At 67.9% G+C, this 21,465-nt stretch carries 18 protein-coding genes; 12 read left to right on the forward strand and 6 right to left on the reverse strand.

What is annotated here, in order from left to right; translation table 11 throughout:
• The first annotated feature begins 17 nt into the window (after positions 1–17).
• Complete coding sequence (locus ASF81_RS07185) at positions 18–362, forward strand: hypothetical protein (protein ID WP_055806815.1); 345 nt, start codon at positions 18–20, stop codon at positions 360–362.
• 106 nt (positions 363–468) lie between these two features.
• Complete coding sequence (locus ASF81_RS07190) at positions 469–1,683, forward strand: hypothetical protein (RefSeq protein WP_055806818.1); 1,215 nt, start codon at positions 469–471, stop codon at positions 1,681–1,683.
• Between the two features lie 3 nt (positions 1,684–1,686).
• Here the strand turns inward: ASF81_RS07190 and cysQ are convergent, their stop codons facing one another.
• Positions 1,687–2,514 carry a 3'(2'),5'-bisphosphate nucleotidase CysQ gene (cysQ, locus tag ASF81_RS07195; RefSeq protein ID WP_017505648.1) on the reverse strand — a complete coding sequence of 276 codons (828 nt, stop codon included), beginning with the start codon at positions 2,512–2,514 and terminating at the stop codon, positions 1,687–1,689.
• A gap of 96 nt (positions 2,515–2,610) precedes the next feature.
• Here cysQ and chpT point away from each other — a divergent pair, with 96 nt between their 5' ends.
• The 3 genes from chpT to ASF81_RS07210 all read left to right on the forward strand — a co-directional run bounded on the left by chpT (position 2,611) and on the right by ASF81_RS07210 (position 4,563).
• Positions 2,611–3,282, forward strand: coding sequence for a histidine phosphotransferase ChpT (chpT, locus tag ASF81_RS07200; protein ID WP_055806821.1), 672 nt, complete (start codon positions 2,611–2,613; stop codon positions 3,280–3,282).
• Positions 3,283–3,373: 91 nt separating this feature from the next.
• Complete coding sequence (locus ASF81_RS07205) at positions 3,374–3,751, forward strand: response regulator (protein WP_017505646.1); 378 nt, start codon at positions 3,374–3,376, stop codon at positions 3,749–3,751.
• Positions 3,748–4,563, forward strand: coding sequence for a protein-glutamate O-methyltransferase CheR (locus tag ASF81_RS07210; RefSeq protein WP_055806824.1), 816 nt, complete (start codon positions 3,748–3,750; stop codon positions 4,561–4,563). Before ASF81_RS07205 ends, ASF81_RS07210 begins: the two co-directional genes overlap by 4 nt.
• 21 nt (positions 4,564–4,584) lie before the next feature.
• Here ASF81_RS07210 and cckA read toward each other — a convergent pair whose 3' ends face one another.
• From cckA to fliQ, 4 genes are read right to left on the reverse strand one after another with little or no spacing between them, the layout of a single operon-like run.
• Positions 4,585–6,636 (reverse strand): cell cycle histidine kinase CckA, encoded by a 2,052-nt coding sequence (gene cckA / locus ASF81_RS07215; RefSeq protein WP_055806826.1) that lies wholly within the window; start codon positions 6,634–6,636, stop codon positions 4,585–4,587.
• A gap of 51 nt (positions 6,637–6,687) precedes the next feature.
• The gene (gene flhB / locus ASF81_RS07220) at positions 6,688–7,764 is read right to left on the reverse strand and encodes a flagellar biosynthesis protein FlhB (protein ID WP_055753861.1); all 1,077 of its coding nucleotides are present in this window, start codon (positions 7,762–7,764) and stop codon (positions 6,688–6,690) included.
• Positions 7,757–8,530 carry a flagellar biosynthetic protein FliR gene (fliR, locus tag ASF81_RS07225; RefSeq protein WP_055806829.1) on the reverse strand — a complete coding sequence of 258 codons (774 nt, stop codon included), beginning with the start codon at positions 8,528–8,530 and terminating at the stop codon, positions 7,757–7,759. Before fliR ends, flhB begins: the two co-directional genes overlap by 8 nt.
• Positions 8,530–8,793 (reverse strand): flagellar biosynthesis protein FliQ, encoded by a 264-nt coding sequence (gene fliQ, locus ASF81_RS07230; RefSeq protein ID WP_017505641.1) that lies wholly within the window; start codon positions 8,791–8,793, stop codon positions 8,530–8,532. The genes fliR and fliQ overlap by 1 nt, the downstream gene beginning before the upstream one ends.
• A 298-nt stretch (positions 8,794–9,091) precedes the next feature.
• On the opposite strand from fliQ, the gene folE reads away from it, so the two are divergent.
• The 4 genes from folE to ASF81_RS07250 all read left to right on the forward strand — a co-directional run bounded on the left by folE (position 9,092) and on the right by ASF81_RS07250 (position 16,186).
• Complete coding sequence (gene folE / locus ASF81_RS07235) at positions 9,092–9,676, forward strand: GTP cyclohydrolase I FolE (RefSeq protein WP_055806832.1); 585 nt, start codon at positions 9,092–9,094, stop codon at positions 9,674–9,676.
• Between the two features lie 63 nt (positions 9,677–9,739).
• On the forward strand, positions 9,740–10,897 hold the full coding sequence (locus tag ASF81_RS07240) for an acyltransferase (protein WP_055806835.1): 1,158 nt from the start codon (positions 9,740–9,742) through the stop codon (positions 10,895–10,897).
• A 159-nt stretch (positions 10,898–11,056) separates the two neighbouring features.
• Positions 11,057–12,730: an MFS transporter gene (locus ASF81_RS07245; protein WP_055806838.1), complete on the forward strand. Its 1,674-nt coding sequence runs from the start codon at positions 11,057–11,059 to the stop codon at positions 12,728–12,730.
• Positions 12,731–12,820: 90 nt separating this feature from the next.
• A complete protein-coding gene (locus ASF81_RS07250; RefSeq protein ID WP_055806841.1) occupies positions 12,821–16,186 on the forward strand; it encodes a PAS-domain containing protein in 3,366 nt (1,121 codons plus the stop codon).
• Here the strand turns inward: ASF81_RS07250 and ASF81_RS07255 are convergent.
• Positions 16,183–16,791 carry a response regulator transcription factor gene (locus ASF81_RS07255; protein WP_055806844.1) on the reverse strand — a complete coding sequence of 203 codons (609 nt, stop codon included), beginning with the start codon at positions 16,789–16,791 and terminating at the stop codon, positions 16,183–16,185. The two genes, ASF81_RS07250 and ASF81_RS07255, sit on opposite strands and share 4 nt — an antisense overlap.
• 161 nt (positions 16,792–16,952) lie before the next feature.
• On the opposite strand from ASF81_RS07255, the gene ASF81_RS07260 reads away from it, so the two are divergent.
• The 3 genes from ASF81_RS07260 (at position 16,953) to ASF81_RS07270 (ending at position 21,329) form a co-directional block, all read left to right on the forward strand.
• Complete coding sequence (locus tag ASF81_RS07260) at positions 16,953–18,305, forward strand: DcaP family trimeric outer membrane transporter (RefSeq protein ID WP_055806849.1); 1,353 nt, start codon at positions 16,953–16,955, stop codon at positions 18,303–18,305.
• A gap of 4 nt (positions 18,306–18,309) precedes the next feature.
• Positions 18,310–20,265, forward strand: a complete 1,956-nt coding sequence (gene acs / locus ASF81_RS07265; RefSeq protein WP_055807029.1) for an acetate--CoA ligase — start codon at positions 18,310–18,312, stop codon at positions 20,263–20,265.
• Between the two features lie 68 nt (positions 20,266–20,333).
• The gene (locus ASF81_RS07270; protein WP_055806852.1) at positions 20,334–21,329 is read left to right on the forward strand and encodes a bile acid:sodium symporter family protein; all 996 of its coding nucleotides are present in this window, start codon (positions 20,334–20,336) and stop codon (positions 21,327–21,329) included.
• Positions 21,330–21,465 lie beyond the last annotated feature (136 nt).

Here is a 21,465-nt window from a genome sequence, read left to right on the forward strand (position 1 = left end):
TGAGCCATTCTGAGGTCATGTCGACGCTTCTCGCCCTCGCCAGCACCGTCTTTATGCTGCAGGCCGCCCCTTCCGTGGGGTTGGTTTCGTATGAGGAGGCGGTGCGCTGTGCGGGCCTGACCCAGGCCGCGTCGGAGCTTGAAGGCGGCGAGAGCGCCCAGGGGCGGCGGCTGTATGACGCCGCGCTCTACTGGTCCCTTGCGGCCATGCAGGCCGCGACGGCGGCGGGCAAGGCGGCGCCGGCCGCCGAGGCCGATCAGACCCGCGCGCGCATCGCCGCAGTGCGTCAGCTCAACGCCGATGCGCCCGAGGCGCGCGCCAACCTGCAACGCTGCCAGCAGAAGACGCCGAAACTCGACTAGGTCGCCGGCTTAAGGCCAAGCCGAACCGCATTCCCGGCGCTGCGTTTGCATTGGACGCCGCAGGTGACGCAGTCTGCGTCCCGAAGCGGGATAACCGAGGTCCAGCATGTTCGAATTCGGCCGTGATCTTCGAAAACTCTTCGCCCAGGCGCGAGAGAGCGAAGACTTGGGCTGGGTCGAACTGATCGGCGCGGATTTGCTGCGCGCCGAGGCGAGACGCGAAGCCACGGACGCCGGACGCGTCTCCTGCGCCCGTCCCTTCGAGACCGAGAACCGCGCCTGCGCCCTGTGGCGTGAACACGCCCGGCGCACCGGCGCCGCCGACAGTCTGGACCGGGCCGAACGCTGCGCAGACAGCCTGGCGCGTTCAGCGGTGGGCGAGGATCAGATCGCGCGGGCGGCCATGGCCAAGGCGGCGGTGCTGATGCTGCGCTTTGATCTGTGCGGCGATCCCGCCCGTCTGGATCGCGCGGCGACGACCCTTGCGGCGGTCGGACAGCCGCGCAGCCGACGCATCGCGATCAGCATGGCCGCGCTTCACGCCCGGCTGACGGTCCGCACCGCCCGGCTGAGCGGCGACATCGCCCGCCTTCATCAGGCGGCTGTCTTGATGGATGAGGCGGTGCGCAGAGACGACGCCGAGGACATGGATCTGCGTATGGATCGCGCGGCCCTGTCGCTGGAAATGGGCGTGGTGCAGCGCGACGTGCATCTTCTGGATCAGGCCGGCCGCGACCTGGGCGCCCTGGTCGAGGCCGCATCCCCTGACCATCGCCCCCTGACCCGCGCCCGCGCCCTGGCTCTATGCGGCGCTGGCCTGTCGGCCTTGGCCGCCATCGCGGGGCATGACGAGGCCCGCAATCAGGGGCGGATCATGTTCGACGCCGCCGCCGATCAGTTCACGCCGGATCACAGCCCGCTGGATTGGGCCGCGATCCAGGTGCTTCGCGTCGGCGACGACGCCCAGCCGCTGATGCTGCTGACCCAGGCGGAGGCCCTGACGCAGGGCGGCGAACTGATCATCGGCGCCCTGGCGCGCGAGCGGCGCATCACGCGTGAGGTGGCACTGGCAGAGGCGGTCAAGAACCTGACCGCCCTGATGACGCTGGAGACCCGGTTGCGGGCGCGCATGGCGACGGCGACGCCGCTCGACTGGGCCGCCGATCAGATCGGCATGGCCGAGATCATGCTGGCGCGGCATCGGCTTGGCGGCGTCGTCCCGACCGATCTGGGGCTGATCCTGGGCGAGGCGGCGATGACGGCCCGGGAAATGGGCGTCGACGCCCTCGCCGACCGCGCCGAGGCGTTGTTGAGGTCCTAGACCTCAGCCGCCCATGGCGACGAAGGCCCCGTTCAGGAACCGCGTCTTGCCATAGGCCATCCGCTGCCCGTCATCGGCCAGAACCCGTCCGCCGGCGGCTTCCAACACCGCCTGGCCTGCTGCGGTGTCCCATTCCGAGGTCGGACCGGTGCGCGGATAGGCGTCGAACCGCCCCTCGGCGATCAGGCAGAACTTCAGCGACGAATCCGTCCCCTGCCAGCGCGAGCAGCCGTGACGGGCGGCCAGACGCGTCGCCTCTTCGTCGGTGACGCTGTGGCTCAGCAGGGCCATGCCTTCCTGCGGCCGGTCGCGCACCCGGATCGGACGCCAGTCCTCGCCCGAATGCGCCTCGCCGGCCTGAAGGGCGCCGAACTGACGCCGAAAGGCGCCGCCCTCGGGCTTGTCGGTGCGCCAGGTCGTCGCCGTCGCCGGCGCCGTCACCACGCCCGCGACCGGATAGCCGTCATGGATCAGGGCGATATTGACGGTGAAGGCCTCGCCGCCGCGCACGAAGCCGCGCGTGCCGTCCAGCGGATCGATCAGCCAGAACCAGTCCTCGGCGGTTTCAGGCGCGCCATCGGCCGACACGGCTTCCTCCGCCACCGTCTGCACGCCCGGATACAGGGCCGCCAACCGTTCCAGGATCAGGGCTTCGGCCGCCCGGTCGGCCTGGGTCACCGGGCTGTCGTCGGACTTGGTCTCGACCGCCGTGCCTGCGCGCCAATAGGGCAGGATCAGCCGCGCGGCCTCCTCTGCGATCTCGGCGATGGCCAGGGACAGCGCGCCGGACGTCAGATCGCGCTCAAGAGCAGGTGTGGAAGAGGTCGTCATTGGCGGGTCGATAGACCATCCGGGCGGTTCCATGAACCGGCAAATCACTCCAACTTCGCGCGCGACACGAACTGTGACCTGAGCGCGCCAGACATCATGACCTCCCCCCACGACACAGACGCCGCTCCGCTGGACCTTCCGGTCGATGGGACGGAGCTGGCGACCTATATCGCGGCCAAGCTGTGCCATGACTTCATCAGCCCGTCGGGCGCCATCGTCTCGGGCCTCGACCTGATGCAGGACCCGACAGCTCAGGACATGCGCGACGACGCCCTGGCCCTGATCGAGCAGAGCGCCAGGAAGATGGTCGCCCTGGTTCACTTCGCTCGCGTCGCCTTCGGCGCCGCCACCACCAGCGAGAAGTTCACAGCCCGCGAGATCGAAGGCCTGGTGTCCGGCATGGTCCAGGGGGGCCGCGCCTCGCTCGACTGGCGCATCGCCGACGGCGAGTTCACCAAGCCCCAGGCCCGCGCCCTGACCAACCTCGCCTATCTGACCGTCGGCGCCCTGCCGATGGGCGGCGTCGCCACCATTCAGTCGCGGGTGGAAAACGGCCTGCTCTATCTGGAAGGCTTCGCCGAGGGCGCCCGCGCCCGGCTGAAGCCCGAGGCCGTCACGGGTCTGGCCGGCGAACGCCTGGTCGAGGGCCTGGCCGGTCAATGGATCCAGCCCTACTGGCTGTGGCTGACCGTGAACGAGGCCGGCGGCGCTCTACGCGTCAAGGTTGAAGACGGAAAGGTCGCACTGGTCGCGCGAATGCCTGCCTGAGGCGTTTCCAAACGACTCATTAACTGGCGTTTGAGATAAAAACAGTCCATGCGCCACGGGCGAAAGCCGTCGTGTCATTGAGGGATCGACCTTGGACTTCCGAACCTGCCTGATCGTCGACGACAGCCGCATCATCCGCAAGGTTGCGCGCCGCATCGTCGAGGGCCTGGGCTATGAGGTCGATGAGGCGGCGGACGGCTCCGAAGCCCTTGCCTATTGCACCGGCGCCATGCCCGACGTCCTGCTGGTGGACTGGAACATGCCCGTGATGGACGGGATCACCTTCCTGCGTCGCCTGCGCGCCATGCCGGGCGGCAAGCAACCCAAGGTGCTGTTCTGCACGATCGAGACCCGCCCCGAGCGGATCGCCGAAGCCCTGGCCGCCGGCGCCGACGACTATGTGATGAAGCCGTTCGACGGCGAAATCCTGCAGTCCAAGCTGACGGAGGTCGGAGCGATCGCCGCATGACGCCTGAGGACTTCGACAAGCTGCAGTCCCTTCTCGCCACCCGCGCCGGCTATCGGCTGTCGCGGGATCGCATCCACCTGGCTGAACACCGGCTGGGTCCGATCGCGCGGCGCGAGGGCTACGCCAATGTCGAGGCTCTGCTGACGAACCTGTGGGCCAATCCGGTCGCTTCGCTGGCATGGTCGGTGATCGAGGCCCTGCTGAACGCCGAGACCTGGTTCCGTCGCGACCGCACCCCCTTCCGCATCCTAGAGACCGAACTGTTGCCGGCCCTGTCCAAGGCGCGGCCTGACGGGCGGATCAAGATCTGGTCGGCCGGCTGCTCGACCGGCCAGGAGGCCTGGTCCATCGCCATGGCGGCCAGGGAGATCGGCGTCGATGTCGATCTGGTCGCCACCGACCTGTCGCAGCGCGCGATCGAGAAGGCGCGCTCGGGCCTCTATACCGGCTTCGAGATCCAGCGCGGGCTCACGGCCAAGACCATGCTGCGCTGGTTCGAACCACGAGAAGACCAGTGGATCGTCAAGGCCGAACTGGCCGACGCCGTGCGTTTCGGTCGCGCCAACCTGCTGGACGAACCGACCGATGACGCCCGTTTCGACGTGATCTTCTGCCGCAATGTCATGACCGATATGGACCCGTCGCGCCGGGCGCGTCTGCTGGACGGACTGGAGCGCCGCCTGGTCGATGACGGCTGCCTGCTTCTGGGCGTGGACGAAAGTCTGGAAGGCGAGACGGTCGCCTTCCGCGCCGTGAACGGCCGCCGTGGCCTGTATGTCAAGGCGCCGTCCGCGCTTCGACGCGCCGCCTGACCCCGCCCTTCATGCGGGCGATCAGCCCGCGTGCAGCTCCTGCTTCACCCGTTCCGCCAGCGTCTTGATGTCCAGCGGCTTGGGTAGGAAGGACACGCCCGTCTCGTCCTGTAGCAGGTCCGAGAAGTCGCTCTCGGCATAGCCCGAGATGAACATGACCGGCGCGTCGCCCAGATATTTGCGCGCCTTCTTCAGCAAGGACGGCCCATCCAGCCCCGGCATGATGACGTCCGAGATCATCATGTCGATCTGGCCGGCGTGTTCCTCGGCCAGCAGCAGGGCCTCCTCGCCGTCGGCGGCCTCTATGACCTCATAGCCGCGCTGGCGCAGCAGCCGGGCGGCAATGCCGCGCACGGCGTCCTCGTCTTCGACGAACAGGATGCGGCCGGCGCCCGACAGGTCGCGCGGCGCCTTGGCCTTGACCTCGACCGGCTGAACCTCGGCCAGCTCCGCCTCGCCCGCCGCCGGCAGGAAGATGCGGAAGGCGGCGCCCGCCCCCTCGATATTGCTGACGGTGATGTGGCCGCCCGCCTGCTGCACGATGCCATAGACGGTGGCCAGGCCCATGCCGGTCCCCTCGTTCACCGCCTTGGTGGTGAAGAAGGGTTCGAAGATCTTGTCCGCCAGTTCGGGCGGCACGCCGGGTCCGGTGTCGGACACCTCGATCAGGGCCACCTCGTCTGTCGGCGCATCGACCCAGCCCAGGGCCCGCGCCTCGTCGCCCGTCAGGCGGCGCGTGGCGATGGTGACGACGCCGGCGCCCGGCTCGACCACGCCACGCATGGCGTCGCGCGCGTTGACGGCCAGGTTCATCACCGCCGTCTCCAGCTGAGACTTGTCGGCCAGCACGACCGGCAGGTCGCGTCCGTAGTCGGTCTCCAGCCGCACGTCCTCGCGCAGTAGCCGCCGCAGCAGGATGGCGAACTCGCCGACCAGTTCGCCCAGGTCCAGCCGCTCGCGCCGCACCGTCGACTTGCGCGAGAAGGCCAGCAGCTTGCGCACCAGATCGGCCGCGCGAATGGCCGTCTGGCGGATCTCGTTCAGCCCCTCGTACGAAGGATCGCCCACCGGGTGCCGTTCCAGCAAACCCGACAGCTGAAGCTGGATCGCCGTCAGCAGATTGTTGAAGTCGTGCGCCACGCCCCCGGCCAGCTGGCCCACGGCCTGCATCTTCTGGGCCTGGTTGAGCTGCAGCTCCATCGACTTCTGACCCGAGACGTCGAACAGCCAGATGCGCCGCTTGTCGCCCTCGGGCGCCACATACAGATGCAGCATCTTGTCGGGATAGGCCCGCGCGACCAGTTCGATCGGGCCCGACGATCCCCCCGCCAGCTTCAGCCGCGCCTCGGCGATGCCGCCCGGATCGAACAAATGCCCAAAGGCCGCATCGCGCGCCGCCCCCGGTCCGGTCAGAACGGCAAGCGCCGGATTAGCTTCTTCCGCCCGGCCGGAAAACAGGTCGTCGCCGCCGATCACGGCCGAGCCGAACGGCGCCCCGGCCGCCATGGCTCGCGCCTCGCCGGTCGCCGCGGCGGCGGGCGTGTGAACGGGCGCGGCGGCGATGGGCAGGACGGCGTCCGGCGCGGCGCGCATCAGGAACCGTCCCTCGCCCGTCTTTCCATCGCCGATCTGGCCGATGACGACCTCGACCTCGCGCTGTCCGATCATGACGATGGCGCGGCCCGGCTCGCCTTTGCGCGCCTGGGCGAAGGCCATGTACAGCGCCTGGGCCGACTTGCCGCGCGGCAGGGCGCCGGTCGCGCCATTGGCCTCGGACCACGCGGCGTTGAAGGCCAGGATCTGCCCTGAATCCCAGACCAGCGCCGCCGGTTCGGCCATGGCGTCCAGCACCTCGATGGCCGCGTCGCTGCTCGGCTTGGCGTCCGCCGCCCGACGGAAGCCGAACAGACCGATCAGGGCGATGGCGCCCACGGTCAGGATCAGCACCAGTCCCGGCGCCGAGGTCGGGTTGGCGCGAAACGCCGGATAGGCCAGGGCCGCAATCGCCGCCACGACGCCGAACGCCATCACGCCGGACAACAGGTCGAACGAAGGGCGGCGGGTGGACGTCATACAGCCTCGCGAATCAGTGTTGCGATCATACGCCCAAATCCTGACGCCGCCTTACCGGCGCTTGCGGGACTGGAAGACGAAGCCGATGATCTTGGCGGCGGCGTCGAAATGTTCGCGCGGAATGACCTCGTCCACCTCGACGGTGGCGTACAGGGCGCGCGCCAGCGGCACGTTCTCGACGATCGGCACGCCGTGCTCGGTCGCCACTTCGCGGATGCGCAGGGCCAGGGCGTCGACGCCCTTGGCCACACAGATCGGCGCCCCGTCGCCCTGATCCGGCTCATAGCGCAGGGCGACCGAGTAGTGGGTCGGGTTGGTCACGATGACGGTGGCCTTGGGCACATTGGCCATCATCCGCTGGCGGCTGCGCTGCATGCGGATCTGCTTCAGCTTGGCCTTGATGTGCGGGTCGCCTTCGGACTGTTTGAAGTCTTCCTTCAGCTCTTCCTTGGTCATGCGCATCCGCTTGGCGAAGCGCATCTTCTGCCAGATGAAGTCGGCTCCGGCCGTGGCGCCCAGCAGGATGATCGAGGCCACGAACAGCGAGATCGCCATGTCGCGCGCCAGCGGCAGGATCGCCAGCGGGCTGATCGAGGCCATGTTCTCGAACTCGCGCAGGTGCGGCTTCAACACCATCCAGCACACGGCGCACACGGCGATCAGCTTCAGGAAGGTCTTGACGAACTGCGCCAGGCCGTCGGGGCCGAAGATACGCTTGAACCCCTGCATCGGACTGACCGCCGACCATTTGGGCTTCAGCTTTTCGGCGGTGAAGATCAGGCCTGACTGGGCGACATTGCCCCCGACTCCGCCCAGGATGGTCGCCAGCATGACGGCTCCTAGAAAGGGCGCCACGGCCCAGACGGCGCGCACCATGATCTGGTTGCCCGCGCCCGAGTTCAGCACCCCCAGCATCTCGTGCGGGGCGGCGATGAAGGGCAGCATCTGTTCGGCGATGGACGAGGCGAACCAACCTCCCCCCATCAGGATCACCGCCGCCGCCCCCGCCAGCGACAGCACCTGGGCGACGTCGGGCGACTTGGCCGCATCGCCCTTCTTTCGGGCGTCCTCAAGCTTTCGCGGGGTCGCCTCTTCGGTTTTCGACTCGGGATCCGCGCCTTCAGCCACTAGGGCCTCCCAGCACGAAATACTCCGCCAGACGGCGGTAGCGGTCGATGAAGAGGGTGCCCAGCGCACCCAGGCTCAGGGCAAAGATCGACAGGCCCAGGATGACGCTCAAGGGCGCGGCGGCGAAATAGACCTGGAACGACGGCATGACCCGCGCCACCAGGCCGGACGCCAGGTTGAAGATCAAGGCGAAGACCAGCACCGGCGCCGACAACTGCACGCCCAGCAGGAAGCTGTCGCCCAGGGTCCGCACGGCCATCTGGGTGAAGTCGGCCATCATCAGCGGCTGGGCCGGCGAGATCAGCCGATACGATCCCACCATGCCGGCGATGAACAGGTGATGGGTGTCGGTGGCGAACAGCAGCGTCACGCCCAACAGGGCCAGAAAGGCGGCGATGGTCGAACCCGGCTGAGCCTGCATCGGATTGGCGGTCTGGGCGAAGCTGAGCGTCGTCTGCAACGACACGATCTCGCCCGCTGTCGCCAGGGCGCTCATGAACATGCGCAGCAGCAGGCCGATCATCAGGCCCACGACCACCTCGCGGATGATCCATCCGACCATCAGCCCCATGCTGTCCGGCAGGCCCGGCAGCGAACCGCGCACCACCGGCCACAGCGCCAGACTGATGACCAGCGCCAGCGACAGTCGCACGCGCGGGGGCACATAGGCCTCGCCAAAGCCGGGGATCAGCATCAGGATCGCCGCGATCCGGGCGAAGATCAGCCCCCCGGCCCAGACCTGATCAGCGGTCGCATAAGCGTCCACTACATCCCCGCGATGCGGGCCGCGATCTGGCGCATGAAGCCGCCCAACAGGGCGCCCATCAGCGGCAGGAACAGGATCAGCGAAACGAAGATGGCGATGATCTTGGGCGCATAGATCAGGGTCTGTTCCTGAATCTGCGTCAGGGCCTGAAACAGGCCGATCACCACACCGACGACCAGGCCGACCAGCAGCACCGGCAGGCACAGCTGGATCGTCAGCCAGATGGCGTCGCGCCCAACGTCCAGAACTTCCGCGCCGTTCATCGGCTGCTCCCGCAAACTACTGGGCAGAAAATGCCGACAGGATGGTTAACAGGCCGCTAACCAGACGCGTCTTCGCGCAGACCTGACCACGGAAAAATCTCGTCAGCGGCCTTGAACGGCGCCGCTTCGATGCCGACTTCCCCGCCTTCGCCTCGGGGAGCGCCAGCCATTCGATTTCAGACGAATTAGACGAATTAGACTCTCTTTTTCCGACTCCACCGTCTGAACGCGCGTCCGCCTCGTAATGGAACGGCTCGCCCTCTCCCCTTCCCTCAAGCGCTCCGCTATCTAGGCCGCCATGACCGACGCCCCCGCCTCCAAAGTCTCCCAGGCCGACGCCGAAGCCGCCGTCCGCACCCTGATCGAATGGGCCGGCGACAACCCGGACCGCGAAGGTCTGCTGGAAACCCCCGCCCGCGTCGCCAAGAGCTACCGCGAGCTTTTCCAGGGCTATGAGGTCGATCCGCTCTCCTATCTGGAAAAGACTTTCGAGGAGACGGGCGGCTACGACCAGCTGGTCGTGCTGAAGGACATCCGCTTCGTCAGCTTCTGCGAGCACCATATGCTGCCGGTCGTGGGCAAGGCGCACGTCGCCTATCTGCCGACGGACCGCGTCGTCGGCATCTCCAAACTGGCCCGGGTCGTGCGTGGCTTCGCCCGCCGTCTTCAGATCCAGGAGAAGATGACCTCCGAGATCGCCGAGGCCATCCAGACCGTGCTGAAGCCGCACGGCGTCGGCGTGGTCATCGAGGCCGAGCACAGCTGCATGACCCTGCGCGGCGTCAATGCGCCGGGCGCCAGCCTGTCGACCAGCCACCTGATCGGCGTCGTCCGCGACGACCCCCGCACGCGCGAAGAGTTTCTGCGCCTGGTGCGGGGCTGATGTTCGCCTGACAGGCGAACTGGCCCGCAGCTTGCGGTAGAGGGGTCAAAGGAGGCGCTGACGATGCCCTGGTCCCTGATTTCGACCCGCAATGAGACAGTTCAGATCGCGCGCGGCGGCTGGCTGGACGCGCTGCGTTTCATCGTGGCCTTCCTGATCATCCTGCATCACTTCCAGGCCGCCGGTCCCGAACCGCTCGCCCACCTGATCAATCCGATCTTCGAACGCGGCGGCTTCCTGCTGACCAACTTCTTCCTGATCGACAGCGGCTATGTGCTGATGCGCGTCTATGGCGCGGCGGTGGACAAGGGCCGGATGTCGCCCGGCGACTTCTTCCTGAAGCGGTTCCTGCGCGTCGTGCCCGCCCACCTGATCATGGGTTTGTCGCTGCTCGGCTTCGTACTTCTGGCCACCGCCGCCGGCTCGCCGCCCCGCAATCCCGAATGGTTCGCCTGGGATCAGCTGCCGGCCCAGCTGCTGCTGCTTCAGTCCTACGGCGTTCACGGCGGCCTGGGCTGGAACGCCCCGACCTGGTCGATCTCGGCCCTGATCGGCTGCTACCTGGCCTTCCCCTGGATCATTCGCGGCCTGATGCGTCTGGGTCCGTGGTCCGCCCTGGCCGTCGGCGTCGGCGTCTATCTGATCGCCAACCAGCTGTGCTGGTCGTTCCTCGGCTATCCCGTCTATCAGATGCCGATGCGCTACGGCATCATCCGCGCCCTGCCGCTGTTCTTCCTGGGCATGTGCCTGGCCTGGTTCGCCCAGAAGGTCTGGATCGCTCCGCGCCTGGCCGGCTGGGCCGGAGTGCTGGCCGCCGTCGGCTTCTTCGCGCTTCAGCTTCACGACAAGCACGCCCTCGTCGCCCTGACCCTGATCTCGGTCATCATCCTGGCCGCCGGCGCTGTGCCTGTGACCAAGCCCTCGAAGTGGGTCGAGACCGCCGCCATGGTCTCCTTCTCCATGTTCATCTCCAACGAGGTGGTCCGCATCGTCTGGTTCGGCGTGGTCAATGCGGTGGAAGCCCGCGTCGGCTTGCCCCTCTTCGTTCAATGGGGCCTGTGGGGCCTGGGCGTCATGGCGGCGGTCGCCTTCGCCTTCGCCTTCCACTTCGCTATCGACAATCCGATCCAGACCCGCATCCGCGCCTGGCTGAAGCGTCGCAGCGCCCGACGCGGCAAGGCGCAACCCAAGCTCGGCCCGGTCATCTCCATCGACGGCTGATCGACCAACGATCCTCGACCCCAAGGTCGCCTTGGCGACCAGCGATCCTCGACCAAAGTCGCTCTCTCCACCCGCCCCGCTCTCGGTCAATGTCGGCGTCCACGCATCCTCAAGGATGTGCAGAACGGCCGATAACGGCGACACGGGAGGAAATGGATCATGGCAACCGACGCACCCCTTGCGTCCGGAGGAGAGGAGCACACCGTCGATCGCAGCGATCGCCTGGTCATCCTCGCCTCATCGGTCGGCACCGTCATCGAGTGGTACGACTTCTATCTCTACGGCTCTCTGGCGGCGATCATCACCGTCCAGTTCTTCTCCGGGGTCAACGAAACCACCGGCTACATCTTCGCCCTGATGGCCTTCGCCGCCGGCTTCGCGGTGCGGCCCTTCGGCGCCATCGTCTTCGGGCGGCTGGGCGACCTGTGGGGACGCAAGAACACCTTCCTCGTCACCATGCTGCTGATGGGTCTGTCGACCTTCGTCGTCGGCCTGTTGCCGCCCTATGCGGTCATCGGCATCGCCGCGCCCATCATCCTGGTGCTGATGCGCCTGATCCAGGGCCTGGCCCTGGGCGGCGAATACGGCGGCGCCGCCACCTACGTCGCCGAGCACGCCCCGCAGGGCAAGCGCGGCTACTACACCTCGTTCATCCAGATCACCGCGACCGCCGGCCTGGTGCTGAGCCTCGTGGTGATCCTGAGCGTTCGCTACACGCTGGGCGAGGAAGCCTTCGCCGCCTGGGGCTGGCGCATTCCGTTCCTGGTCTCGATCCTGCTGTTGGGCGTGTCCCTGTGGATCCGCCTGAAGCTGGCCGAAAGCCCGTCGTTCAAGCGGATGAAGGCCGAGGGCAAGGGCTCCAAGACCCCGCTGAAGGACAGCTTCGGCAAATGGCCCAACCTGAAGCTGGTGCTGATCGCCCTGCTGGGCCTCACCGCCGGCCAGGCCGTCATCTGGTACACGGGCCAGTTCTACGCCCTGTTCTTCCTGGAACGGGTCATGAAGGTCGACGCCACCCTGGTCTATGTGCTGCTGACCATCGCGCTTCTCGCCGCCTCGCCCTTCTTCATCTTCTGGGGCTGGCTTTCGGACAAGGTGGGCAGAAAGCCGATTATCCTGGCCGGCTGCCTGATCGCGGCCCTGACCTATTTCCCGCTGTTCAACGCCCTGACCCAGGCCGCCAATCCGAAACTGGCCGCCGCCGCCGCGTCTGCGCCGGTCACGGTCTATGCCGATCCGGCCGACTGTAATCTGCAGTTCGATCCGGTGGGCAAGACGGTGTTCAACCACTCCTGCGACGTGGCCAAATCCTATCTGGCCAAGGCGGGCGTGACCTACACCAACGTCGCGGCCCCGGCCGGCACCGTCGCCGAGGTGCGTATCGGCGATCAGGCCGTCATCCCCAGCTTCCGGGGCGACGCCATGGCCCCGGCCGACTTCGCCGCCCAGAAGAAGACCTGGGACAAGAGCCTGGGCGAGGCCCTGACCGCCGCCGGCTATCCGGCCAAGGCCGACAGCGCCCTGGTCAACAAGCCGATGGTGGTGCTGATTTTGTTCATCCTCGGCTTCTACGTGACCATGGTCTACGGACCGATCGCGGCGGCCCTGGTCGAGATGTTCCCGACCAATATCCGCTACACCTCCATGTCCCTGCCCTATCACATCGGCAACGGCTGGTTCGGCGGCTTCCTGCCGACCACCGCCTTCGCCATCGTGGCGGCGACGGGCAACATCTACTCCGGCCTCTGGTACCCGATCGTGGTGGCTCTGGGGACGGTCGTTCTGGGCTTCCTGCTGGTCAAGGAAGGCAAGGACGTCGATCTGAACGCCTGATCCTGCTTTCAGGCGCAATGAGGGGCGGGTCGTCGCAAGACGGCCCGCCTTTCACTTGTGAAACACCCCGTGCCCGGTTCAGATGCCCCGATGTTCAGCCTGACGATCCTCGGCCTGGTCGCCGCCTATATGGCGGTGCTGTTCGCCGTCGCCTGGTCTCAGGAACGGCCGTCGGCGCGCGCGCGCGGCAAGGGGCTGGGGCCGTCGGTCTACGCCCTTTCGTTGGCCATCTACTGCACCTCATGGACCTACTATGGCGCGGTCGGCACGGCGGCGCGCGACGGGTGGGAGTATCTCCCCATCTACATCGGCCCGGTGATCGGCCTGACGTTGCTGTTTCCGCTGTGGCGCCGGATCGCGGCGGCCGCCCGGCGCGAGAACGTGGGCTCCATGGCCGACTTCGTCGCCTCGCGTTACGGCAAGAGCCAGACCCTGGGCGCGGCGGTCACCGTCGTCGCCATCCTGGGGTCGCTGCCCTATATCGCGCTGCAGCTGAAGTCGCTGTCGATGGCCGGCGCCCTGCTGACCGCCGGCACGCCGGTGGCGGGGTCCGAGGGTCTGACGGTCCTGGTGCTGGCCGGCGTCCTGGCCTTCTTCGCCATTCTATTCGGCGCCCGTCGTCCCGACCTGACCGAGCACAATCGCGGCCTGATCCAGGCCATCGGCCTGGAGTCGATGGTCAAGCTGGGCGCCCTGCTGTTCGTCGCCGTCTTCGCCCTGGTCCTGCTGCTGAACGAAGGCTCGCCGCCGCGCATCATCGAGGGCCTGGGCGCCCTGGCCGCGCCGCCCGAGGTCACGCCGCGCTTCACCGCCATCACCCTGCTGTCCACCCTGGCCATCTTCTGCCTGCCGCGACAGTTCCACGTCGCCTTTGTCGAGGGCGGTCAGCCGTCGGACGTGAAGCGGGCACGCTGGATCTTTCCCCTCTATCTGCTGCTCACCAGTCTGGCGGTGCTGCCGCTTGTGGCGGCCGGCGCCCTGTTTGCGCCCTCGGTCAATCCGGACCTGCTGGTGCTGGCCCTGCCGTTCCAGCGCGGCGAGACCCTGCTGACGGCCGTGGTCTTCGTCGGCGGCTTTTCCGCCGCCACCGCCATGGTCATCGTCGAGGCCGTCGCCCTGTCGGCCATGGTGTCCAACAGCCTGATCCTGCCCTTCCTGGCGCGCGAGCGTTGGCGGGTGCGCGGCGACGCCTCCGACATGGCTGGGACCATCCTTCAGGTCCGGCGCGGGGCCATCGTCGCGGTCCTGCTGCTGGCTTGGCTCTATTATCAGGCGACGGACCAGTCGCGCGGCCTGGCGGCCATGGGGCTGGTGTCCTTCGCGGCGATGGCCCAGCTGGCGCCGGCCCTGTTCGGGGCGGTCCTTTGGCGCGGCGGCCATGCGCAGGGGGCGCTGGCGGGCATGACGGTCGGCATGGGCGTCTGGATCGTCATGCTGGCCATGCCCCAGCTGTCGCCCGGCGCGCCCTGGCACCTGCACGTCATGCTGGGGGTCAAGGATCCGTTGGCGCTCGGCGTCTTCGTCAGCTTGGCGCTGAACCTGGCGGCATATGTCGGCGTGTCGCGGTTTGCTCAGCCCCGCCTGATCGACCGGGTCCAGGCCCGCGCCTTCGTGGATCGGCTGGGACCGGACTGGATGGAGGCCCGGCCCGCGCCGTCGGGCGCCTCGGTCGGCGATCTGCGCGCCTTGGTCGCCCGCTTCATCGGCGACGAACGGGCCGAGCGCGCCTTCACCGCCTGGGGCGATGAGACCGACACAAGGCTCCGCGACGCCGACCCGGCCGATGCGGCGCTTGCCCGCGCCGCCGAGCGGATGTTGGCCGGCGCCATCGGCGCGGCCTCTGCCCGTCGGGTCATCGCGGCGGCCCTGGCCGGGGTCGGCCGCGCGCCCGAGGACGTGGTGCGGATGCTGGACGAGGCGTCCCAGGCCGTTCAGTTCAACCGCGACCTGCTGCAGACCACGCTCGACAATATCGACCAGGGCGTGATCGTGGTGGACGAGGATCTGCGCGTCACCGCCTGGAACCGGCGCTACGTCGCCATGTTCGACCTGCCGCCCGGCTTCGTCCACGTCGGCCTGCCCATCGCCGTCATCTATCGCCTGAACGCCGAGCGCGGCGAGAGCCCCGACGACATCGAGGCCTGGGTCGAGCGGCGGCTGGAAGCGCTGAGCCGCCGCATCCCCCACGACCACGAACGCCAGCAGCCCGACGGCCGAGTGCTGCGCTCCTCCGGCGCGCCGATCCCCGGCGGCGGCTACGCCACCAGCTACACCGACATCACCGCCCTGCGCCAGGCCGCGCGTGAGCTGGAAGAGGCCAACGAACGGCTGGAGGCGCGCGTTGCGGACCGCACCGCCCGACTGGACGAGGCCCGGCGCGTGGCCGAGGACGCCACGGCCTCCAAGACCCGGTTCCTGGCCGCCGCCAGCCACGACCTGCTGCAACCGCTGCACGCCGCCCGCCTGTTCATCGCCGCCTTGAAGGAAGAGCCGGCGCTGGAAGACGCGACCAGCCGCACCCTGGCCGTCAACGCGGACCGCGCCATCGACAGCGCCCACCGTCTGCTGACCGCCCTGCTGAACCTGTCCAAGCTGGAGGCCGGCGGCGTGCGGACAAATGTCGCGCGGCTGTCGCTGGGCGGCCTGTTCGACGAACTGCGCCGCGAGTTCGCGCCCGTGGCCGAGGCCAAGGGTCTGAATCTGACCGTGATGTCCAGCGGCCTGTGGGTCGCGTCCGACCGTGATCTGCTGCGCTCCATGCTGCAAAATCTGGTGGCCAACGCCATCCGCTATACGGACGCCGGCCGGGTGTTGGTCGGGGCGCGTCGGCGGGGCGAGACGGTGCAACTGTTCGTTTGCGACACCGGACGCGGGATCCCCGACACCGAACACGAAACCGTCTTCGGCGAGTTCGTGCGTCTGCCGGGCGCTGTCGACGAACCGGGCGCAGGCCTGGGCCTGGCCATCGTGCGCCGCCTGTCCAGCCTGCTCGATCACCCGCTGGAGCTGAGTTCCCGTGTGGGGCGCGGCGTGACCTTCCGCATCACCGTGCCGCGCAGCGCGGCCGACCTGCCCGCCGAGGCGCCGCCGGTGCGCGAGGCGCGCCTGCCGCTGGCGGGTCTGCGCGTGCTGTGCGTGGACAATGAGCCGGTGATCCTGGACGCGCTGAACGCCCTGCTCACCCGCTGGGGCGCGCGGCCGACGCTGGTCGCCAGCGTCGAGGCGGCCAAGGCGGCGCAAGGGCCGTTCGACGCCGCCGTGGTCGATCTGCATCTGGGCGACGGGCCCGAAGGCTTCGCCGTCATCGACTGGCTGAGGCCCCAGGGCGTGCGCCGCATCGCCCTGGTCACGGCCGACACCCGCGACGGGCTGAACGAACAGGCCACGGCGGCCGGCGCCGTCCTTCTTCCCAAGCCGATCAAGCCAGCGGCGCTGAAGGCCTTCCTGTCTAGTTAAGCCGGGTCCAGCGACTTAGCCAGGATCACCGCCTGGGTCCGGTTGTGAACGCCCAGCTTTCGAAACACGCTGGTCAGATGCGCCTTGATGGTGGCTTCGGAGACGCCCAGGTCGAAGGCGATCTGCTTGTTCAGCCGGCCAGCCTTCAGCCCTTCGAGGATCCGCAGCTGCGACGGCGTCAGGCTGGCCACGCGGCCGGCCAGATCGTCGTCGGCCTCGGGCACATCCGGCGCCCAGCTGTCGCCGGCCAGGATGGCGGCGATCGCCTCGACCATCTGCGGCAGGGACGAAGACTTGGGAATAAAGCCGGCGGCGCCCAGACCTAGGGCGTGACGCACCACCGGCGCGTCCTCGCTGGCCGAGACCACCGCCACCGGCACGGTCGGCTGTTCGGCCCGCACGGCGGCGAGGCCCGCCATCCCCTCGCTGTCCGACAGCTTCAGATCCAGCAGCAACAGATCGACGGGCCCCGCGACCATCGCGGCCCGGGCCTCGGCCAGGCTGGCGCATTCCACCACGTCCGCGCCCGGCGTCGCCTTGTCGACGGCCGAGCGCAGGGCGGCGCGAAACAGGGGATGGTCGTCGGCGACGACGATGCGATCCATGGGCTTCCTTCCGTGCGCGGCGTCTGACCGGCCGCGTCGTCGCCATCATGGCGCGGTTCGACTTTGGTCGAAATTAGACCAATGGCCAATGGCTCCCCGAGGCCGGAGGCGGAAAGGTCGTCAAAGGGACGCCCGCGCGAGACGGGCGCGGGAGGTTCATCATGATCAAGACAAGCCTGATGGCGGGAGCCGCCGCCGTTGCGCTGATGGCGACGCCCAGCCTGGCCTCGGCCCAGGACCAGGCCGCGCTCGAGGCGCGCATCGCTCAGCTCGAAGCCCAGTTGAACGCCCTGAAGTCCGAGGTCGTCGCCGCGCGAACCCAGCAGGCGGCGCAACAGCAGGACATCATCCGCCTGGAGACCCGCCCGGCTGCGCCCGCCCCGGTCCAGCAAGCGGCGGCGCCCGCCGCACCCGGCGACGGCTTCCGCATCGGCGACCACACGGTCAAGTTCGGCGGCTTCGTCAAGGTGGACGCCTACGCCACTCGCTATTCCGGCGGCGATCCGGTCAATGGCGACGCGCTGCGTGAATTCCATATTCCCGGCTCCATCCCCATCGGCGGGACCGATGAGGATACGGCGACCGACTTCAACGCCCGCCAGACTCGGTTCTGGCTGACAACCGACGGCATGATCGGCGGCCACAAGATCGGCACCCGGATGGAGATGGACTTCCAGACCCTGCCCGGCGCCGGCGACCAGCGCACCACCAGCCCGGCCAACCCGGCCCTGCGTCGCGCCTTCATCACCATCGACAACTGGCTGATCGGCCAGGAATGGACCAACTTCCAGAACACCGCCGTCCTGCCTGAATCCGCCGACTTCATCGGCGCGGCCGAGGGCACGGTCTTCGCCCGCCAGGTCCAGGTCCGCTACACCCGCGGGCCCTTCTCGGTCTCGGTCGAGAACCCGGAGACGACGGTGACTCCGTTCGGCGGCGGCGCGCGCATCGTCGCCGACGACAACAGCATCCCGGACTTCACCGCCCGCTATGCGGTGTCCAAGCCCTGGGGCGACTTCCAGATCGCGGGCCTGCTGCGTCAGCTGAAATACCAGAATCCCGCGACGAACATCGATTCCACTGCGACGGGCTGGGGCCTGTCGGCCTCCACCAAGATCAAGGTCGGCGCCAAGGACGATCTGCGCCTGATGGTGACGGGCGGCGAAGGCATCGGCCGCTATGTCGGTCTGAACTTCTCCAATGACGCGGTGCTGAACGGCTCGGGCGATCTGGATGCGATCGGCGTGGTCGCCGGCTTCGCCGCCTATCGCCACGTCTGGGCACCCGGCTGGCGTTCCAGCCTGATCTGGTCGGCGCAGAAGGTGGACAACGACCTGGCCTTCACAGGCCTGGCCGCCAACCGTTCGGCACAGAGCCTCCACGCCAACTTGATCTGGTCGCCGGTTACGGCGTTTGATGTCGGCGCCGAGCTGATGTTCGCAGACCGCGAGATCGAAACCGGCGCCAGCGGCGACATGACCCGACTGATCCTGTTCGCCAAATACGGATTCTGATTTGATGCCGGAGACGTCTCGCGTGCCTGATCCCGCCCTCTATCCCGTCCCCGCCGACTGGGCCGAAAAGGCGCACATGGACCGGGAGGCGTACGAGGCGGCGCGGATCGCCGCGCGAGAGACGCCCGACGCCTTCTGGGCCGAACAGGCCAGACGTCTGGACTGGATCACCCCGCCGACCCGGATCAAGGACGTCTCCTTCAACAAGGAAGATTTCCGCATCCGTTGGTTCGAGGACGGCGTGCTGAACGTCTCGGCGAACTGCATCGACCGTCACCTGCCGCACCGCAAGGACGAGACGGCGATCATCTGGGAAGGCGACGATCCCGCCGACAGCCGCCACATCACCTTCGGCGAACTGCACGCCGAGGTGTGCCGCATGGCCAATGTGCTGAAGGCGCATGGAGCCAGAAAGGGCGACCGGATCACCCTTTATCTGCCCATGATCGCCGAGGCCGCCTACGCCATGCTGGCCTGTGCGCGGATCGGCGCGGTGCATTCGGTCGTCTTCGGCGGCTTCTCGCCCGACAGCCTGTGCGGCCGGATCGAGGACTGCGGTTCCAACCTGGTCATCACCGCCGACGAAGGTCTGCGCGGCGGCAAGCACATTCCGTTGAAGGCCAATGTCGACGAGGCCCTGACGAAGGTGAAGGTCGACACCGTCCTGGTCATCCGTCGCACCGGCGCCGACGTGCCGATGATCGAGGGCCGCGACTTCGACTATGGGCAGGAGGCCGCCAAGGTCGACGCCGACTGCCCGCCCGAGCCGATGAACGCCGAGGATCCGCTGTTCATCCTCTACACCTCCGGCTCGACCGGAAAGCCCAAGGGCGTGCTGCACACCACGGGCGGCTATCTGTTCTGGGCCGCCTGGACGCACGAGCTCGTCTTCGACTATCGCCCCGGCGAGGTCTTCTGGTGCACCGCCGACGTGGGCTGGGTCACGGGCCACTCCTATATGGTCTATGGGCCGCTTGCGAATGCGGCGACGACCCTGATGTTCGAGGGCGTGCCCAACTATCCCGACGCCGGCCGCTTCTGGCAGGTGGTCGACAAGCACAAGGTCGAGATCTTCTACACCGCTCCCACGGCCCTGCGCGCCCTGATGCGCGAGGGCGATGCGCCGGTGAAGGCCTCTTCGCGCGCCTCGCTGCGTCTGCTCGGCACGGTGGGCGAACCGATCAATCCCGAGGCCTGGCGCTGGTATCACGAGGTGGTCGGCGACGGCCGTTGCCCCATCGTGGACACCTGGTGGCAGACCGAGACGGGCGGCCATCTGATCACGCCGCTTCCCGGCGCCACCGACCTGAAACCCGGCTCGGCGACCCTGCCCCTGCCCGGCGTCGAGCTTCAGATCGTGGACGCCGAGGGCCAGCCCCTGGAGGGCGCCGTTTCCGGCAATCTGTGCATCACCGACAGCTGGCCGGGCCAGATGCGTACCGTCTATGGCGACGACCAGCGCTTCTTCGACACCTATTTCTCGACCTATCCGGGCCGCTACTTCACCGGCGACGGCTGCCGTCGCGACGAGGACGGGTACTACTGGATCACCGGCCGGGTGGACGACGTCATCAATGTTTCCGGCCACCGGATGGGCACGGCCGAGGTCGAGAGCGCGCTGGTCCTGCACGACGATGTCGCCGAGGCGGCGGTGGTCGGCTATCCGCACGACATCAAGGGCCAAGGCATCTACGCCTATGTCACCCTGAACAAGGGGGCCGAGGCGACCGAGGATCTGAGAAAGGCCCTGGTCGCTCACGTCCGTCACGAGATCGGCCCTATCGCCGCCCCCGACGTGATCCAGTGGGCGCCGGGCCTGCCCAAGACCCGGTCGGGCAAGATCATGCGCCGCATCCTGCGCAAGATCGCCGAGAACGAGATCGGCGCGCTGGGCGACACCTCGACCCTGGCCGACCCGTCGGTTGTAGACGATCTGGTCAAGAACCGCGCCGGGGCCTGAAGACGCGGGTTCAATGCGGGGGCTGATGCGTCTATCTGTGCGTCACCCCGCCGCAGCCTGAGCCGTCCATGCCTCGTTTCCTGTCCCGCCTGCCGATCGACGGCTATCTGCTGGCCCTGATCGGCATGGTGATCCTGGCGGCGCTGTTCCCCGCCAGCGGACAGGCGGCCGTGGTCATGGACGGGGTGGTCAAGGCCGCCATCGCCCTGCTGTTCTTCCTGTACGGCGCGCGGATGTCGCCGGCGGCCATCGGCGCGGGCCTGCTGCACTGGCGGCTTCAGGGCACGGTCTTCCTGTCGACCTTCCTGCTGTTTCCGCTGTTGGGGCTGGGCCTGGTCTTCCTGATGCGGGGGTCGCTTCAGCCCGATCTGCTGACGGGGATGCTTTATCTGTGCCTGCTGCCGTCCACGGTGCAGTCGTCCATCGCCTTCACCTCCATCGCCGGCGGCAATGTCGCGGGCGCCCTGACCAGCGCCAGCCTGTCGAACCTGCTGGGCGTGATCGTGACGCCGCTGCTGGTCGCCCTGCTGATCGGCGGCGCCAATGGCGGCATCCATCTGCAGTCCATCCTCGACATCGGCCTGCAGATCCTGGCTCCCTTCGCCGTGGGCCAGCTGTGCCGCCCCCTGCTGAAGGACTGGCTGACCCGCCACGCCAAGCTGACGGGGCTGGTGGACCGCGGCTCCATCCTGCTGATCGTCTATGCCGCCTTCAGCGAGGGCGTCGTCGCCGGCGTCTGGTCCCAGGTCGCGCCGCTGGATCTGGCCAAGGTCATCGGTCTGAACATCACCCTGCTGGCCATCGTCCTGGCCCTGACCCTTTTCGCCGGCCGCGCGCTAAAGTTCGATCGACCCGACCGGATCGTCATCCTGTTCTGCGGCTCCAAGAAGAGCATGGCCACCGGCATCCCGATGGCCGGCATCCTGTTCGCCGGTCACGCGGTGCCGCTGATCGTCCTGCCGATCATGCTGTTCCACCAGATCCAGCTGTTCGCCTGCACCATCATCGCCCAGCGCTATGCGCGTGAGAATGAAGCGGTGGCAGTCATCGAACAGACCGCATAGGTCCGGCGCGACTTGAGCTCAATCAGTGATTAGGCCGGGTCCGCTTTAGTATTCCTGTGCACATTATCATGCCTTCCGACGCATTAACGTCGGCGATCAAGGTTAAGCCGCGTTAGGCGTTTTCGCTCGCGTGACC

The sequence above is a fragment of the Brevundimonas sp. Leaf168 genome, from assembly GCF_001423685.1.
In the GTDB taxonomy this organism is placed as follows: Bacteria; Pseudomonadota; Alphaproteobacteria; order Caulobacterales; family Caulobacteraceae; genus Brevundimonas; species Brevundimonas vesicularis_C.

What these genes read in the sequence shown, in the direction of transcription:
- ASF81_RS07185 (WP_055806815.1), top strand. Translation starts at nt 18, where the DNA reads ATGTCGACGCTTCTCGCCCTCGCCAGCACCGTCTTTATGCTGCAGGCC.
- ASF81_RS07190 (WP_055806818.1), top strand. Translation starts at nt 469, where the DNA reads ATGTTCGAATTCGGCCGTGATCTTCGAAAACTCTTCGCCCAGGCGCGA.
- cysQ (WP_017505648.1), bottom strand. Translation starts at nt 2,514, where the DNA reads ATGACGACCTCTTCCACACCTGCTCTTGAGCGCGATCTGACGTCCGGC.
- chpT (WP_055806821.1), top strand. Translation starts at nt 2,611, where the DNA reads ATGACCTCCCCCCACGACACAGACGCCGCTCCGCTGGACCTTCCGGTC.
- ASF81_RS07210 (WP_055806824.1), top strand. Translation starts at nt 3,748, where the DNA reads ATGACGCCTGAGGACTTCGACAAGCTGCAGTCCCTTCTCGCCACCCGC.
- cckA (WP_055806826.1), bottom strand. Translation starts at nt 6,636, where the DNA reads ATGACGTCCACCCGCCGCCCTTCGTTCGACCTGTTGTCCGGCGTGATG.
- fliQ (WP_017505641.1), bottom strand. Translation starts at nt 8,793, where the DNA reads ATGAACGGCGCGGAAGTTCTGGACGTTGGGCGCGACGCCATCTGGCTG.
- folE (WP_055806832.1), top strand. Translation starts at nt 9,092, where the DNA reads ATGACCGACGCCCCCGCCTCCAAAGTCTCCCAGGCCGACGCCGAAGCC.
- ASF81_RS07240 (WP_055806835.1), top strand. Translation starts at nt 9,740, where the DNA reads ATGCCCTGGTCCCTGATTTCGACCCGCAATGAGACAGTTCAGATCGCG.
- ASF81_RS07245 (WP_055806838.1), top strand. Translation starts at nt 11,057, where the DNA reads ATGGCAACCGACGCACCCCTTGCGTCCGGAGGAGAGGAGCACACCGTC.
- ASF81_RS07250 (WP_055806841.1), top strand. Translation starts at nt 12,821, where the DNA reads ATGTTCAGCCTGACGATCCTCGGCCTGGTCGCCGCCTATATGGCGGTG.
- ASF81_RS07255 (WP_055806844.1), bottom strand. Translation starts at nt 16,791, where the DNA reads ATGGATCGCATCGTCGTCGCCGACGACCATCCCCTGTTTCGCGCCGCC.
- ASF81_RS07260 (WP_055806849.1), top strand. Translation starts at nt 16,953, where the DNA reads ATGATCAAGACAAGCCTGATGGCGGGAGCCGCCGCCGTTGCGCTGATG.
- acs (WP_055807029.1), top strand. Translation starts at nt 18,310, where the DNA reads ATGCCGGAGACGTCTCGCGTGCCTGATCCCGCCCTCTATCCCGTCCCC.
- ASF81_RS07270 (WP_055806852.1), top strand. Translation starts at nt 20,334, where the DNA reads ATGCCTCGTTTCCTGTCCCGCCTGCCGATCGACGGCTATCTGCTGGCC.